Below are 16,308 nucleotides of genomic sequence, written 5' to 3'. Positions count from 1 at the left end.
CAAAACTTGAAAATAAAATATGGGAGCAGACATGAGTATTATTCAAGAATTTAAAGAGTTTGCCATCAAAGGCAATGTGATGGATCTGGCGATTGGTGTCATCATTGGTGGTGCATTCAATAAAATCATCGACTCGATGGTCAAAGACATTGTTATGCCGGTAATCAGCTGGATTTTAGGCGGAGATGTTGACTATTCCAACTGGTTCTTGGTACTGGGGGATAATCCGAATAATGTCACCACACTCGCTCAGGCCCAAGCGGCTGGCCTAAACGTTTTTGCTTATGGTAACTTTTTGACTATTCTGATCAATTTCTTGTTATTGGCTTGGGTGGTATTCCTGTTAGTTAAAGCGATGAACAAGTTGCGCCGTAAGCAGGAAGCAGAACCTACTACGGAAGAGACACCGGAAGATGTCGCATTGTTACGTGAAATTCGTGACGAGTTAAAAAAACGTCCTGATCCTGAAGCTTAAGTTCCAGGGATTAAAAAACGGCGCCTATTGCGCCGTTTTTTTAATTTCCCTCTGCGGCCAAGAGATGAGACACATTGTTTCGCAAAGGGAGAGCTTAAATATAATCTAATTTATTTAAATATCTCGTTACCCTTGCGGATTATATTCCTCACCGCTTAAAAGAAGAAAAGAAAAATATTTAGAAATCTGCCCGAAACTTAATTTCGACTAAATGGAAACCAAACTGGCTTTTGACCGGGCCATGCAATACCCGTTCTGCTGCAGTAAAAACCAGTTTATCAATCACTGGAACCAGCTGGCCTTTTTTGATTTCACCCAGCTCACCACCACGTTTGGCAGAATTACAGGTCGAATACTGTTTGGCGATTTTATTAAAGTCTGCGCCACTTAAAATCTTCTTTTTAAGCTGTTCTGCAGTTTCTTTGTCTTTGACCAGAATATGACGCACAATGGCTGTTTTCATGACTTTTTTCCTCGTACAGTTGCCATTTTTTTGACAGGGAGCTGGCGCTTTTTCAAAGGTTGGCATTCAGGACAAAAAACGGAAGCCCGTTGCCCCAATTTAATATTTTCAAGCGTAGTTTCACAGTTCACGCACATTTCACCAGCGCGGCCATAAGCCAGCAAGGTTTGCTGGAAATAGCCATTTTCGCCCATGGCATTGGTGTAGTCTCTTAGGGTTGAGCCACCCAGATCAATTGCCTGTTTTAAAATGCGCTTAATTTCAACGACCAGTTTTTCAATCTGCTCAAAACTCAATGTAGAGGCAGGTTGTGCTGGATGAATGCCCATATTAAACAGGCTTTCAGTCGCATAAATATTGCCTACGCCCACCACCACATGGTTATCCATAATTGCAACTTTGGTGCCAACATTTTTATTCTTCAGTTTTTCAAACAAATACTCGGCATTAAAGCTCTCACTTAAGGGTTCTGGTCCCAAGGTGTCGATCAATTTGCTTTGGGATTGGGCATCTAGCCAAAGAATACAGCCAAAACGGCGAGGGTCGTGATAACGCAGTTGAATATCTTCAAACTGGATAATCAGATGGTCATGTTTGCGTAATTCTTCAGTGCTCTCGCATAGACGGAAACTCCCAGACATGCCCAAATGCCAGAGCATCGTCTCATGTTCAAACTCCGCCAGAATATATTTGGAACGGCGACTAAGCTTGAGCAATTTCTGTCCCACCAGCTTCTCTATATTTTCCGGAATGGGCCAGCGTAAACTTGACTGGCGTACTTCAACACGTTTCACGCGTTGTTCCAATAAGGGTAATAAACTGATTTTGGTGGTTTCGACTTCTGGTAATTCAGGCATAACACATCGCTGGCGAGGGAGATGCAGCTAATATTGGGTGAATCGGCCAGGATTGCAAGCATTAATCTAAAGGAAATAATTGGAAAATGGCTAGATATTTCATATTTATTTAAGCTGTATTTTGTTTGAAAAATGAACTTTATTTTTAGGCCTTTCTAGCAGAATTTTAGTTGAATAAACCTCACGATAAAATTGAGTAAATTATAAAATTTTGAAAAATATATAAATAATTTAAAGTATCAAAATAAAAATTATATTTTTATATTTAAAGCATAACTAAAAGTTTAATCAATAATAAAAAAAATGCTGAGAATTTATATGAAAATTTATGTAACTTCATGTGCCTGAAAGCAATTTTAAAACCTTGCTTGTTTTTCTCCTTATGTTCGGGTTTTACATGAAATATTTAGGTCTAGCTCTATTGCCTTTGTTGGCTGCCATGACAACCGCACAAGCGGAAACTGCATTTGATCCACAAGGTCAGTATTTACTGGGGGACTGGAATGGTCAACGTACAAAACTGGCCCAACAGGGGATCAAATTTGAAGCCAATCTGTTAACCGATACCGCATATCTTGCTGATGGTGGCCGTAATGAGGGTGCAGATCCATTAACTTCTGCCCAATTATGGCTGGGTAGTCAACTGGACATGGAAAAACTGGCAGGATGGGAAGGTATCACTATACGTGCCGCGATGACTGCACGTCAGGGGCAAAGTACCTCTATTCGTGATCTGCAGGATACTAATGCCCCACAGTTGGCAAATGTACAAGGCACTTTTGGACGCGGTAATCAGGATAGCCGCCTGAGCGAGCTGTCCATTGAGAAGAATTTTAAAGACCAGGGGCTCAGTATTAAGGCAGGCCGTCTTGGTCTGGGCATGGATTTTAATGTCATGGCCTGCGATTTTGCCAGTACGGCATTCTGTGCAGCGCAAATGGGCAAATGGCAGGGCAATATCTGGATGAATACGCCAGTTGCACAATGGGGTGCACGGGTGAAGCAGCAAGTGGCCCCTGAACTCGCGATACAAGTTGGTGTCTACGAGTTTAATCCAGATAATGGTAATGGTGCCAAAGAAGGTCAAGGCTGGAGTCTGGATACCGACCATGCCGATGGCGTAACCATTCCTGCAGAAATCGTATGGACACCGAAATCATTGGTGAATGGCTTGCCGGGCAGCTACCGTATTGGCGGGATGTACAATACTGCCGATGAAGTTGCCAACCAGAAAGATATTGCCCATCCTGCAGATGCCAAAAACCGTACCTTTGCAGGCTGGTTAGCAGTGGAACAACAGCTCACTTCAACAGGCGCAGGTCGCAAAGGTTTACACAGTTTTGCCAACTTTACCTGGCATGACCGCGATACTAACAAAGTGGATAATTCACAACAAATTGGTGTGAAATATATCGGTTTGGTTGACACTCAGTCAAATGATATTCTGGGCTTGGCGGTTAACCGTGTGCATGTCAATCATCGCTTCGCAGCTTCGCGTCCAGCTTTGAATGCAGATGCAGAATACAATATTGAACTCAACTATAGCTATAATGCAACAAAGTGGCTGATGTTACGTCCAAACCTGCAATATGTGGTGAATCCAGGGTCAAGCAATAACGTAGATAATGCGCTCGTGCTCGGTTTAAGCAGTCGCCTGATCTTCTAAAAAGTGATGCTTCACGTTATAACTAAACAGGCTTATTAAAGCCTGTTTTTTATTGCCCGATCATACTTGACATGAAGAAAGAGGGAATGCCACGTGACATTATTATTTCAACCGCTACAGTTTGGTTCATTATCACTCAGCAATAAAATTATTATTGCACCGATGTGTCAGTATTCAGCCACAGATCAGGGTGAAATCACCTATTGGCATGAGCAGCAATGGGCAAGTTATGCACTCTCTGGTGCGGGTCTATGTATTGTGGAAGCGACTGCGGTACAGCCAGAAGGCCGGATCAGTTATGCCGACTTAGGCTTATGGAATGATCAGCAAGCTGCCCAAATAAAAGCATTACTGGCCAAGGTCAAATCTATCTCGCCAATGCCATTTGCGATTCAACTCGCACATGCCGGACGTAAGGCTTCTACAGATAAACCCTGGTCAGGAAAAGGGCAGATCGCGCCAGATCAGCCCCATGGCTGGCAAACCGTTTCTGCAAGCAATCTGCCGTTTCAGGCAGACGAACATCCACCCAAAGCCCTAAGCCATTCAGAAATTGAGCAAGTCATTGCCGACTTTGCAAAAAGTGCCAAACGTGCAGTGGATGCCGGCTTTGACATGATTGAGTTGCATGCAGCACATGGTTATTTATTGCATCAGTTTATGTCACCGCTTTCAAATAAACGCGATGATCAGTATGGTGGTTCACTGGAAAACCGGATTCGTCTGACACTGGAAGTATTGCAAGCCATGAAGGCCGCAGTTCCGGAAGGCTATCCGATCGGGGTACGTATTTCGGCCAGCGACTGGATGGATCAGCCAGACAGCTGGACTATTGATTCTTCAATTGAATTGTCTAAAGCACTGGAAGCTGCTGGGGCTGCCTATATTCATATTTCCAGTGCCGGTCTGCATGTCAAACAGCACATTGATGTGAAACCGAATTATCAGGTGCCTTTTGCAGATGCGATCAAGAAAGTGGTGAGTATCCCTGTAATTGCTGTGGGATTGATCACTGAAGCAGAACAGGCAGAAGATATTCTGCAAAAAGGCCAGGCCGATGCCATCGCCATTGCCCGTGCCATTCTGTACGATCCACATTGGCCTTGGCATGCAGCCGCAGCACTTGAGGAAAAAATCAAAATTTCACCGCAATATCTGCGCAGTGCCCCACATGGGTTGAATCATTTATTTGAGCCTTTTTAACACTGCTTTAGTGTCAGAAATTCTTATAATAGGAAATCGATGGCAAGAGGATAGTGTATTATGATTTTTGCGGTCATTGTGCCCATATTTTTATTATTGGCACTGGGTTATCTGACTGTAAAGAGTCAAGTATTAAGCAAGGAACAGGTAGGTACGGTCGGTGCTTTTGTCATTAAAGTGGCCTTACCCTTGCTGTTCTTTCAATCCCTTGCCTCCAAAGACCTGCATGAAATCTGGTATTTTGAATACTTTGCAGTGTATAGCAGCGTGACCTTAGTGCTCTATGGCAGTGGCTTCTGGATCATGCGCCAGTATTTTCAGAATACGCATTCGCAAAGTGCTGTCCTGTCTCTAGGCGCCGCAATGTCAAATACCGGTCTGATTGGTACGGCTGTGCTGAGTCTATTGATGGGACAGCAGGCGATGACCTATACCTCTCTGGTGGTGATCATTGAAAGTGTATTGCTGATTCCGCTGGTGCTGGTACTCGCGGCAATGGGAACACAACATCAGGCGAATCTGGGTTCCATTTTAAAAAGTGCATTGCTCACCTTGCTAAAAAATCCCCTGTTTATGGGGGTGATGCTCGGGATGGCCTGTGCTGTATTCCAGATTAGAATTCCGGTCTATCTCGATCAGATGTTTGCCTTGATTGGTCAGACTGCCTCACCGCTGGCCCTGTTCGCAATTGGCGGTGGTATCGTGGGAATGAGCCTGAGATATGTCAACCTGCAAAGTTTTTATCTGGTATTTTCCAGCAATATTATCATGCCACTCTTGATGTATCTGGGGCTAAGCCAGTTGACGGACTTAAATCAGGAAATGGTTCGTGCCGGTACATTGATTGCAGCTTTGCCAATGCCCACGATTTTTGGCATGTTGGGGCAGGCGTATGGGCTGAATGATCGAGCCTTAACCCCATTGTTGATGAGTACTATTGCCGGTTTTATGGTGACCAGTGGTTTAATTGCTTTATGGTGGGGATAATCTTTTAGAAGATGAATGCTCTGTCATTAAAAAAAGCCCCCGATGTGTGGGGCTTTTTTATTTAAATTTATTGATTCAACTTAACTTTTTTTCGCAGGTGCTTTTTTCTGCTCAGCCAGCATTTTATCTACTGCTGCCAAAGATTCTTTGGCCTGCGGAATATTTTGCTGCGCCAGTGCGGCAAAGATTTTTTTCGCTTCTGGCAGGTTTTGCGGCACGATACTGCCATTCGCAAACATATTACCTACTGCCATCAGCGCCGGAATATAGCCTTTTTTTGCCAGTTCCTGAATGCTGCTTAGGCCTTGCTGAATCGGTTTTTCATCTTTGTTTTTGAAACCGCTGCTGATGTCATATAAGGCTTTTGCATGAATGGCCTGCATATTGCCTTTGCTGATTAGCGGTTGCAGTTTTTGCAGACCGGCTTTATTGGAGGCTGGCGTATTTTCAGAAAATAGCAGTACCGCCAGATCTACGCTGGCATCTTCAAAATTGGCTGCCGAGGCACGTTCCAGATGCTGTTTGGCTTTGGTCAAATCCTGTTTGAGACCGAGCGTGCCAGCTGCGTAGTTTTTACCCAATACATAATTGGCCACCGGATAGCCTTTGCTGGCAGACTGCTCATAGAGCTGAATGGCTTTTTTCTCGTCTTTGACGGTACCTTGGCCAGTCTGGGTTAAATAGCCTAAGTTATATAAAGCCTGGGCATTGCCTTGGCTGGCTAGCTTGTTTAAAGCTTCATAGGCGCCTTTAAAATTATTGGCTTTCACCATAGCTTCAATTTTTTCAAATTGCGGATCGATTTGATCTTGTGCAGTATTTGCCAGAGCGAATGATGCAGAAGCGGCGAGAGCTACCGCGAGGATTAACTTTTTCATGGTTCCTATAACCTTATTATTGCTGGCACCTTATTCCTTGGTGCGGTTTTAATCATTTTTACTTACATCATCATAAAAGGATTTTATGCTTTGTAAATATGTAATTTGTCACTAAATACAAATCATCAGGACATAATTCACTGGTTTAATCGATGCATGATAGGGACAGGTTTTCGCTCAATTCCAAAGATATTGAAAGGATTACTTTAATTCAGCTATTTTCTCTGATTAAATCTCGCTTTATATCAGACTCCCAGGATTTCCCCATGTTTGTCAAAACCATTAGACGTCACTATGACAGAATCAACGCAGATGACTCGATTGCCGATGAGGACAAGATTGATGCGTTATTGATGAAACTTGGGGCAGAGTTTTTGATTAGCCAGGAAGACCGGGTATATATCTTTCAAAAAGGCGAACTCACGGCAAAGTTTGATGCCAAGCATGCGCGAGCCTATCATTTCAAAGACTATGTCGTGAAAGACATGAACAAACTGTTCCACGGTTTCTAAAATTCCAAAATAAAAAAGCCAAGAATTTCATCTTGGCTTTTTTTTTCATGGGCGGAACCTGAATTATTGCGGACGCGCGACATCACCACTCAATGCTTCCGGAAGTTCCAGCACTTCTAGGCCCAATTCGGTTAATGCCTCAGGCTTTGCGACCACCAGCGCTTTGTAACCGGCATCCGTCGTGATGCTATTGACGACTTCTACATCATTATTCAGTTTTGTCGCCACAGCAGGGGTGACACCTGTACCTTGAACCAGATGTAACCAGTGTTTTGGCTTGGCTTTAAACCATAAGCGCGCAATCACTTCCTGCCCCAGATAGCAGCCTTTATCATAGTGAATGCCGTCGCGTTGATGTAAACGCAATTCCTGAGGTTGAAACAGATTGGCGGTAGCTGCCTGAATCCAGGCCTGACCTGATTCAATGGCTTGCTGCTCCCACAGGGCGACATTGGTTTCAGTCGCAACAAAGTCAGTATAAATACCATTGATGACCGGATATACCGGACCGACCAGTTCCAGTTTCATTTTTGAAAAAGCACCAAATTTCTTAATATGATTCGCCAGTTCTGTTGCCTGATCTTCAGTGCTTACGATTTCAAAGCTTTCCGGACTGATCTTTTTAAGCCATAAGCCAAATTGAATCCGTCCTTTCAGGCTACAGATCGCCGTATAGCGGGTCTGGTTTTCTGCCAAAGTTTCAGTATTCAAAGTCACCTGACCTTGAAGGAATTTTTGTGCATCGACACCATTTAGGCTAAACAATGTGAAAGCAGGAGACGTTGCCATAATAAGCCCCAGTTTGAATACTATAAATCAATGCAGTTATTGTGCAGCATGCATCAGACAGAGGCAAACAAAAAAGCCACCAATCTGAATCAAGAGATTTTTGGGGTAATTGGGAGGCAGAGATGACATGTTTCTGATGCAGATCAATGACAAGGAGCTTACCTTCAAAAAAGCTTACTGTTTTTCTCAAGCGCCGATTTTTGGGGGCGGGGATAGAACAAAGATTCTGTCTGAATTTGATGATTTTTTATACTTTCATTAATTTCTCATACTAAAGAATGAGAAAAATTCAGGTCAATTTTTAAGAAAAATCACAATTTAGAGTCAAAATTCTAAAGTGTGGAGCGTAAATTACAGTAAAAAGGCTATATTTCATATTTAAATATTTGAAAATTATAAGATTTGGGAAATGGACTTTCGACAGCGTACAATGCCTTGATTAAAAAACAAGTCATCAAGAAAATTTGATGAATAAAAAGAGTAATGAATGAGGGCAGGTAAGCTATGAATAACAACTACCGTAAACCACTACAAGGCACCCAGTTAGAATACTATGACGTGCGTCAGGCCGTTGAAGATATCCAGCCAGGCGCATATGCCAAACTCCCATATACCTCCAAAGTGCTGGCCGAACAGCTGGTTCGTCGTTGTGATCCTGCCATTTTAGAACAGTCTTTACGCCAGCTCATCGAACGTAGACAGGACCATGATTTTCCCTGGTATCCGGCACGTGTGGTCTGTCATGACATCCTGGGTCAAACTGCACTGGTTGACCTTGCAGGCCTGCGTGATGCGATTGCCGACCAGGGTGGTGATCCATCCAAAGTCAATCCGGTGGTGCCGACCCAGCTCATTGTCGATCACTCTTTGGCTGTAGAATATGGCGGCTTTGATCCTGATGCTTTTGAGAAAAACCGTGCCATTGAAGACCGCCGTAATAAAGACCGTTTCCATTTTATTGAATGGACCAAAACGGCATTTGAAAATGTCGATGTGATTCCGGCAGGTAACGGCATCATGCACCAGATCAATCTGGAAAAAATGTCACCGGTGATTCAGAATCGTGATGGTGTGGCATTTCCTGATACCTGTATTGGTACAGACTCGCATACACCACATACCGATGCCTTGGGCGTAATCTCGATTGGTGTAGGCGGTCTTGAAGCTGAAAACGTGATGCTGGGCCGTGCCTCGTGGATGCGTCTGCCAGATATCATTGGGGTAGAGCTGGTCGGGCAACGTCAGCCGGGCATTACTGCAACGGATATCGTCTTGGCATTAACCGAATTCCTGCGTAAGGAACGTGTGGTTGGCGCATATTTAGAATTCTTCGGTGAAGGCGCAGACAGCATGTCAGTCGGTGATCGTGCCACGATTTCTAATATGACCCCGGAATATGGTGCAACGGCAGCCATGTTCTATATCGATCAGAACACCATTGATTATCTGACTTTGACCGGCCGTGAGCCTGAGCAGGTGAAACTGGTTGAAACTTATGCCAAAGAGATCGGGCTTTGGGCATCGGAGATGACTCAGGCTGAATATCCGCGTGTGCTGCGTTTCGATTTATCCACCGTAACACGCAACATTGCCGGCCCATCGAATCCGCATGCACGAGTATCGACAGCAGATCTGAAAGAAAAAGGCATTGCCGGTAATCTGGAAGCTGCACGTGCACAAGAAGCAGAAGGTTTAATGCCGGATGGTGCGGTGATTATCGCGGCGATTACCTCATGTACCAATACCTCCAACCCGCGTAATACCGTAGCAGCCGGTTTGCTGGCACGTAAAGCCAATGAACTTGGTCTGACCCGTAAGCCTTGGGTGAAATCATCTTTCGCGCCGGGTTCTAAAGCGGCAGCCCTGTATCTGAAAGAAGCAGGGGTTTTAAAAGATTTAGAAAAGCTGGGCTTTGGTATTGTGGCCTATGCATGTACCACCTGTAACGGTATGTCGGGCGCATTAGATCCAAACATCCAGCAAGAAATTATTGACCGTGATCTATACACGACTGCAGTATTGTCAGGTAACCGGAACTTCGATGGCCGTATCCATCCCTATGCGAAACAGGCTTTTCTGGCATCTCCACCGCTAGTAGTTGCTTATGCGATTGCCGGAACCATCCGTTTTGACATCGAAAAAGATGCTCTGGGCACAGACAAAGACGGTAATCCGATTTACTTAAAAGATATCTGGCCTTCGGATGAAGAAATTGATGCCTTGGTCAAAGAGTCTGTCAAGCCGGAACAGTTCAAGAAAGTGTATATTCCGATGTTTGATCTGGGTGAACGTAAAAAGGCAATAAGTCCGCTGTATGACTGGCGTCTGCAAAGTACCTATATCCGCCGTCCGCCGTATTGGGAAGGTGCACTGGCTGCACCGCGTACCCTCACCAACATGCGTCCATTGGCTATTCTTGGCGATAACATCACTACTGATCATTTGTCCCCATCGAATGCGATTGTGCGTGACTCGGCAGCAGGTGAATATCTGGCGAAAATGGGGGTACCTGAGGAAGACTTTAACTCTTATGCGACGCATCGTGGTGATCACCTGACTGCACAGCGTGCAACCCTGGCGAATCCGAAGCTGTATAACGAAATGGTGGTGCGTTCTGACGGTACCATCAAGCAGGGTTCAAAAGCGCGTGTAGAGCCTGAAGGCGAAGTGATGCGCATGTGGGAGGCGATTGAAACCTACATGAACCGCAAGCAGCCGTTGATCATTATTGCCGGTAAGGATTATGGTCAGGGTTCAAGCCGTGACTGGGCGGCGAAAGGTGTGCGTCTGGCAGGTGTAGAAGCCATTGTGGCAGAAGGTTTTGAGCGTATTCATCGTACCAATCTGGTGGGTATGGGCGTGTTGCCACTTGAGTTTAAGCCGGGTACAGATCGTAAAACATTAAAGCTGGATGGTACTGAACTGTATAGCGTGATTGGTAATATTGCACCACGTTCTACTTTGACTCTGGTGATTGAGCGCGCCACTGAAGATGGTAAGGAACAGACCATCGAAGTGCCTGTGACCTGTCGTCTGGATACCGAAGAAGAAGTTTCTGTATATGAAGCGGGTGGTGTATTGCAACGCTTTGCACAGGATTTCTTGGAAGGGAATGTGTAATTTTCCTCTTTAACCCAAAGTCCATTATGTGGCTTTGGGTTAGTAAGTATAAATGAATACTCTTGGTTAATAATCCATAAATTAGTTTGTAAGTATTGCTAATTCATTTGGATAAAAGGTTTTTAAAATTTCCTTCAATAGAATTGGATATGGTATTCCATAAGCTTTAGCAATTATTGAAACTGAGTCTAAAGGTAAATTAAAAATACCTGATTCTAATTGTTCTATCACATTCGGAATTTCAGGGTATTTCTCCAATAAGTCCGATGGATTAAAAGGTGTAGTTAGTTCTTTTTTAGCATCTTTTAATGTATTTGAGAATGATAAAGGAGAGTTGAAAAAAAACTGCTGTTCTTCTTTTTTATAGAAAGTAGGTTTAAAGCCTTTTCTTCTGAGTAACCAATGTTTTAAAGATGTTGCGCATAGGACATATTTAGAGACTGTTTCGATTTCGCCAGCACTGATAGCATTTTTTAATGTCCTAAGATCAATTCCTGCTAATTGGGCAATTGCTTTGGGATAGTTACAGTTATCGGCGTCAAAATAATTTACGGTAGGATCATGCTCAAGTGCATGACGGACTAAAGCCATTGTCACTATTTCATTTGATTGTGCAGTAATTTGAAAATGATCTGAATGTATAATGTGTATAAAGTCCACACAGTCAGTTAATTCGTCAATACAACACTTATAACCATTGCCATTGACAGCATACTCATATACCCACTCAAATGGATACCAAATTGAACTATTTCTAAAGTAAGTTCTAGCTTTTTCTTCATCTTGTTTAATTTTAAAAGTAGGTAACTCGTAAGCAGATCCTAAATCTTCATATTCACGTACACCAAAAACTTGTTCCATGATGCCATAAATGCCCATATAAGCTTGCATTGTTGAAAAATTACCCAGAGCACACTCATAAATATTTTGGAAAAATTCTTCTTTAGAAATAACTTTTTCTTTAGCCATTAGGATTAATCAATTTAGGGAATTATTATTACTTTAACATTTTTATGAATAATTCAAAGAAAAAATCATAAAAGTATTGTTTTTTTGCTTTTTATTTAATATGATTATTTCATTGAAAATATCATATAGAATTAAGTTATGAATGAAGTAATTGTTAATGAAGCGAATCTTAAAAATAATCACATTTACTTGAACGAAATTTACTCAATTTTTCCAGCAGAGGCTATAGGAGGGAATAATGCGTCATCGAAAGGAAAAGAGCTGGAGATTAGATATATATGCGATGGAAAGACAAAAAAATTTATGACTGATATTGCAGGTGATAAAAAAATATTTAGAAAACGTGGAAAGCTCTCAGGGACTGGCATGCTTTTATCGGATTTAGATGTTAAAGCGGGTGATATTCTTAAGTTTAAAAAGATTGATAAATATGTTTTTGAAATTTGTGTAGTAGTTTAAAGTTGTGGCTACCTTGTATATGTAGAACCAATGAAGTGGACTTACCTTTGTCCTGTTTCGAGTAGTAATTGGTCAGTGTGTAATATACAAAAAACGCGAGTAGTTGTGGGTAGTGTTTGGAACCGTCTTTTAGCTTTTAAAAGGCGGTTTTTTTATTAGTAGTCTTCGCCCAAATGCCACCATCATTTACAAAAATGGACAATAGACATTCATCACTGGAGGGTTATACTAGACAGACCATTTCTAAAACCATGGAGAACAAAGATGGTTACTGCTGGCGAAAAACCCGGAACAGGCTTCTATTTTTGTATTCAATGCGGTCACCGCACCTACTTAGAAATTGGTACTGATCGTTTACCACCGTGTACCAAATGCCAAGGCAATCAATTTAACAATAAGAATGCCTAAGCAAAAAAACTCAAACAGTTACCCTCTGTTTTGAATGAAAGCCCTATTACTCGATAGGGCTTTTTGCTATCTAAACATCCCTGTTTATAGTTTGAGATTGATTGAAATTTGATCAATAAAACCCCATATAAAAGTCTGGATTCACAGTTTTTAGGATAGCTCAATTGCAACATTATCTTGATCTGAATCACGACTCAGGTGTTGCCAACTATGAGATTGGTAATGAGTTTATTCGTGTGCAATTCAAGAAAACCTCGAAAGTTTATACCTACAGCTATAGCAGTGCCGGTTATCAGCATGTCGAAAATATGAAACAGCTTGCCCAATATGGCGATGGGCTAAATGCCTATATTAATCACCATACTCGTCACCTGTTTGTACGCTAAAACTGGTCTGCTTCTTGCTTGGTTAATAGTGTGATCAAGGTAAATATTTTTAAAGAATAAATAGCTGCCTTGAAATAATACCCGTGCATATAAAAGAGAGGACAGCCACCTATGGACATTAACGGGCATGCACCAGAATCAGGAAAATTAGATCAAAAAGCCCATTTTTATTCCGCATGGCCGCTCATCTTGATTCTTTTCGGAGGGGTGATTGGCTCACTATATGGTGTGATCGCCTATCTGCTTAATCTAAAAATCTATGGTTCTGAACTGACCAGACTCAACAAGGTTTTGGCTAATCTCCTCTGTGGGATGTCAGCCATCAGTGCCTGGTGGTTTAGTGCACAATGGATTCAGAGCAATTTCTTTCAATAAAATAGAAATTCTCTACTGAATATAAATTGCAATAAAGATCATTTTTATCGAATAAAAAAGCGTAAAAAAATTGAAATAGAATTTATTTCTCTTTATTTGGGTCAATATTGAAATAAATTTTCAGATTTAATCGAAATTAAAAAAACATAGGAAATTAATTTCGTCCATCTTTGCCTAATATAACTCTCAAGGGTGTGATGGGATCGGAAAGAGTAGCATGCTGTGAGCGGCGCAAAACGCGAGTGCAGTACGAACCCAAAAGGTCTCGATTCGGCTTAGGACGCTATAGACCAAAAGTTTATAGGCTATAAGATCAGGTCTTACAAAGAATGATAGTTGAAGTAAACCATTGCAAGTTTTCCCAACACCCTAAAAAATTCTCTGCTCAATTTAAATCATAAAAATTAAAATATATAAATCATTGTCTTATAGTTCATCTTCATTCCAATAAGATACAAATCAATTCTTCATTTTTCAAGATGATCTGCTATTTTAAAATCATGAGTTGTCCCGCAGGGGAATCAGCATGAATCTCGATATCTGGTTTCAGTTTTTACTGTTTTGCACACTGATCAATTATGTCATTCTGATGATCTGGTGCATGCTGTTTGTATTTGCCCGAAACTGGATAAGACAAGTGCACGGCAAATGGTTTCGGCTGTCAGATGCCAGTTTCGATGTGATTCATTATTCAGGTATGGCACTCTATAAAATTGGAATTCTGCTATTTAATTTGACGCCCTTAGTCGCAATTTATCTGATGAATCAAGGCTAGGTACTCAACTGCGACTGACTCTTCGAGCGATAAGAATAAGACTGGCTCAGCATAAGTTTATCGCCAATGTATCGCGTGGCAGGATCAATAAAAACTAAAAAATATTTCAAAGGAGTTGAAGCATGAATCAATTCAAATCAGCACTGATTTTAGGTGCCTTGATCGGCTTGGGGATGATTATAGCAGGATGGATTCTGGGTCATAGTGCACTGAAAATTAAAGAGTATGAGCGCATAGTTTCAGTCAAAGGCTTGGCAGAACGCGAAGTCAAAGCCAATGTGGCGGTATGGCCAATCCGTTTTAATGCCGGTAGTCAGGATCTGGCCGAACTGTACGATATCATGCAAACCAATACCCAGGAAATTCAGACCTTTTTAAAAAATGAAGGGTTTAGCACGGAAGAAATTACCAGTGCGTCACCGAGTATCACCGACAAATACGCGCAGCAATATGGTGGTGATGCCAATGTGGCGCTACGTTATACTGCCAGCCAGACCATCACCGTCTATACCCACAAAATAGATAAAGTGCGTGTAGCACAAACTCGACTGGTGGCTTTGGGCAGAAAAGGTATTGCCTTTGCGGGAGATGATTCTGGACAAAGAACAGAATATTTATTTACCAAGCTGAATGACATTAAACCGGCGATGATTGAACAAGCCACACAAAATGCCCGCAGTGTGGCAGAAAAATTCGCTGCAGATTCAAAAAGTCGTCTGGGTAAAATCAAGTCCGCCAACCAGGGGCTGTTTAGTATTGAAGATCGCGACAGCAATACCCCATATTTGAAGAAAGTACGCGTAGTCTCAACGGTCGATTATTATCTGGCAGATTAAGCTGAGCTGGTCAGTGACTGTAATTGACAGCCTGAAAGCAGCTTGTTATTTTGCGCGCATTATTCCCGACGCTATACCTAAAATGCCCATTAACCATGACTTTGTCTATTGTCCACCGCAAGAACCGCTGCGTATTATTTATGAAGATGATGATCTGGTGGTGATTGAAAAGCCGGCCGGATTATTGTCGGTTCCCGGGCGTTTACCTGAACATCATGACAGTGCCTATTTACGTGTGCTGGATAAATATCCGCAAGCCAAAATCACCCATCGTCTGGATATGGCCACTTCCGGTATTTTGATGTTCGCCAAACACCGTGATGCAGAAGTGGCGGTGAGTAAAATGTTTCAGGCACGTAGCGTACTGAAAAACTATGTTGCACTGGTACAAGGCAAACTTGAAGGTGAGGGCAGCGTCGACGTGCCTTTAATTACCGACTGGGAAAACCGGCCGCGTCAGATGGTGCATTATGAACTGGGCAAGGCCGCCAAAACCTTGTATCAAGTCTTGGAATATCTACCCCAGCAAGACATTAGCCGGGTACTACTGACCCCAATTACTGGCCGTTCCCATCAGTTGCGAGTGCATATGCTGCATATCGGACATCCCATTACTGGTGATAAAATTTATCATCCCGAACCTCAGCGCAGTCCTTTAAATCGTATGGCCCTGCATGCCAGTTATTTGGCCTTTACTCAGCCTTTGAGTGGTATTCCGGTTGAAATCAAGGCAGACATTCCATTCTGATTTATTTTATTGATTTATTAAATAGTTATCTCGTCATATATCCGGGTTTTAAACTCATAAAAATGATGATGATCATGCCATTAACATGAGTTGGCCGAACAGAAAAATGTGAGAATTTGTTTCCGCAACAGCTACAAAAAAGTATCTAGGCAAGCCTGTTTCAGTGAAATTCGTGTATTGATCAGTTGCCTTTCTGGCTGATGATGAATCATATAAATTTTTAATGTTCGGTTTATCTCTTGATGATGAGCCTAGAGAATTTTTATTCTTTTATCTCCTGCTATAGGCCTGATGCCTTTATTTCACTGGTTGTTAATTTTTCCATCATTATTTTTAAACTTTAAGAATATATCCTTTGATATAAAAAAAATTTCAGTTGTTTTAGAAAGGAGGTAGTTTGGA

The 16,308-nt window shown here is 42.2% G+C and carries 18 protein-coding genes; 13 read left to right on the top strand and 5 right to left on the bottom strand.

From position 1 onward, the window contains the following. Nucleotides 1-31: 31 nt before the first annotated feature. Nucleotides 32-475 carry a large conductance mechanosensitive channel protein MscL gene (gene mscL, locus VXQ11_RS11395; RefSeq protein WP_064097088.1) on the top strand — a complete coding sequence of 148 codons (444 nt, stop codon included), beginning with the start codon at nt 32-34 and terminating at the stop codon, nt 473-475. A gap of 178 nt (nt 476-653) precedes the next feature. On the opposite strand, the gene VXQ11_RS11390 is transcribed toward mscL, so the two are convergent. Continuing rightward, nucleotides 654-938: a peptidylprolyl isomerase gene (locus VXQ11_RS11390; protein WP_064097089.1), complete on the bottom strand. Its 285-nt coding sequence runs from the start codon at nt 936-938 to the stop codon at nt 654-656. Next, entirely contained in the window at nt 935-1,795 is an 861-nt protein-coding gene (mutM, locus tag VXQ11_RS11385; protein ID WP_416706068.1) for a bifunctional DNA-formamidopyrimidine glycosylase/DNA-(apurinic or apyrimidinic site) lyase, read from the bottom strand. Before mutM ends, VXQ11_RS11390 begins: the two co-directional genes overlap by 4 nt. Nucleotides 1,796-2,192: 397 nt before the next feature. Between mutM and VXQ11_RS11380 the strand changes: the two genes are divergently transcribed. The 3 genes from VXQ11_RS11380 (at nt 2,193) to VXQ11_RS11370 (ending at nt 5,651) form a co-directional block, all read left to right on the top strand. Continuing rightward, entirely contained in the window at nt 2,193-3,461 is a 1,269-nt protein-coding gene (locus tag VXQ11_RS11380) for a carbohydrate porin (protein WP_416706067.1), read from the top strand. 93 nt (nt 3,462-3,554) lie between these two features. Beyond that, on the top strand, nt 3,555-4,664 hold the full coding sequence (locus tag VXQ11_RS11375) for an NADH:flavin oxidoreductase/NADH oxidase (RefSeq protein WP_416706066.1): 1,110 nt from the start codon (nt 3,555-3,557) through the stop codon (nt 4,662-4,664). A gap of 60 nt (nt 4,665-4,724) precedes the next feature. Further along, nucleotides 4,725-5,651 carry an AEC family transporter gene (locus VXQ11_RS11370; protein ID WP_144725341.1) on the top strand — a complete coding sequence of 309 codons (927 nt, stop codon included), beginning with the start codon at nt 4,725-4,727 and terminating at the stop codon, nt 5,649-5,651. 80 nt (nt 5,652-5,731) lie between these two features. Here VXQ11_RS11370 and VXQ11_RS11365 read toward each other — a convergent pair whose 3' ends face one another. Then, nucleotides 5,732-6,529, bottom strand: a complete 798-nt coding sequence (locus tag VXQ11_RS11365) for a tetratricopeptide repeat protein (RefSeq protein WP_191731276.1) — start codon at nt 6,527-6,529, stop codon at nt 5,732-5,734. A 266-nt stretch (nt 6,530-6,795) separates the two neighbouring features. On the opposite strand from VXQ11_RS11365, the gene VXQ11_RS11360 reads away from it, so the two are divergent. Next, nucleotides 6,796-7,041, top strand: coding sequence for a hypothetical protein (locus VXQ11_RS11360; protein WP_064097127.1), 246 nt, complete (start codon nt 6,796-6,798; stop codon nt 7,039-7,041). A gap of 63 nt (nt 7,042-7,104) precedes the next feature. Here VXQ11_RS11360 and VXQ11_RS11355 read toward each other — a convergent pair whose 3' ends face one another. Then, nucleotides 7,105-7,830, bottom strand: a complete 726-nt coding sequence (locus VXQ11_RS11355) for a YgfZ/GcvT domain-containing protein (RefSeq protein WP_416706065.1) — start codon at nt 7,828-7,830, stop codon at nt 7,105-7,107. Between the two features lie 504 nt (nt 7,831-8,334). On the opposite strand from VXQ11_RS11355, the gene acnD reads away from it, so the two are divergent. Beyond that, nucleotides 8,335-10,950 carry a Fe/S-dependent 2-methylisocitrate dehydratase AcnD gene (gene acnD, locus VXQ11_RS11350; RefSeq protein WP_416706064.1) on the top strand — a complete coding sequence of 872 codons (2,616 nt, stop codon included), beginning with the start codon at nt 8,335-8,337 and terminating at the stop codon, nt 10,948-10,950. Between the two features lie 81 nt (nt 10,951-11,031). Here acnD and VXQ11_RS11345 read toward each other — a convergent pair whose 3' ends face one another. Further along, nucleotides 11,032-11,919 carry a hypothetical protein gene (locus VXQ11_RS11345; RefSeq protein WP_064102520.1) on the bottom strand — a complete coding sequence of 296 codons (888 nt, stop codon included), beginning with the start codon at nt 11,917-11,919 and terminating at the stop codon, nt 11,032-11,034. Nucleotides 11,920-12,057: 138 nt separating this feature from the next. Between VXQ11_RS11345 and VXQ11_RS11340 the strand changes: the two genes are divergently transcribed. From VXQ11_RS11340 to VXQ11_RS11310, 7 genes are all read left to right on the top strand, one after another. Continuing rightward, entirely contained in the window at nt 12,058-12,378 is a 321-nt protein-coding gene (locus VXQ11_RS11340) for a hypothetical protein (RefSeq protein ID WP_064102519.1), read from the top strand. Nucleotides 12,379-12,642: 264 nt separating this feature from the next. Next, nucleotides 12,643-12,786 carry a zinc ribbon-containing protein gene (locus tag VXQ11_RS11335; RefSeq protein WP_180001537.1) on the top strand — a complete coding sequence of 48 codons (144 nt, stop codon included), beginning with the start codon at nt 12,643-12,645 and terminating at the stop codon, nt 12,784-12,786. Between the two features lie 164 nt (nt 12,787-12,950). After that, nucleotides 12,951-13,172, top strand: coding sequence for a hypothetical protein (locus VXQ11_RS11330; protein WP_004785142.1), 222 nt, complete (start codon nt 12,951-12,953; stop codon nt 13,170-13,172). Nucleotides 13,173-13,283: 111 nt separating this feature from the next. Continuing rightward, nucleotides 13,284-13,547 (top strand): hypothetical protein, encoded by a 264-nt coding sequence (locus VXQ11_RS11325; protein WP_416706063.1) that lies wholly within the window; start codon nt 13,284-13,286, stop codon nt 13,545-13,547. A gap of 526 nt (nt 13,548-14,073) precedes the next feature. Continuing rightward, the gene (locus VXQ11_RS11320) at nt 14,074-14,322 is read left to right on the top strand and encodes a DUF6868 family protein (protein ID WP_416706062.1); all 249 of its coding nucleotides are present in this window, start codon (nt 14,074-14,076) and stop codon (nt 14,320-14,322) included. 122 nt (nt 14,323-14,444) lie between these two features. Next, complete coding sequence (locus VXQ11_RS11315; RefSeq protein ID WP_416706061.1) at nt 14,445-15,158, top strand: SIMPL domain-containing protein; 714 nt, start codon at nt 14,445-14,447, stop codon at nt 15,156-15,158. 82 nt (nt 15,159-15,240) lie between these two features. After that, nucleotides 15,241-15,906, top strand: a complete 666-nt coding sequence (locus VXQ11_RS11310) for a pseudouridine synthase (protein WP_416706085.1) — start codon at nt 15,241-15,243, stop codon at nt 15,904-15,906. Nucleotides 15,907-16,308 lie beyond the last annotated feature (402 nt).

The organism is Acinetobacter sp. 197 (genome assembly GCF_048148385.1).
In the GTDB taxonomy this organism is placed as follows: domain Bacteria; phylum Pseudomonadota; class Gammaproteobacteria; order Pseudomonadales; family Moraxellaceae; genus Acinetobacter; species Acinetobacter pecorum.
The sequence above is the reverse complement of the archived record's forward strand: the minus strand, read 5'-3'. Positions and strand labels throughout refer to the sequence as shown.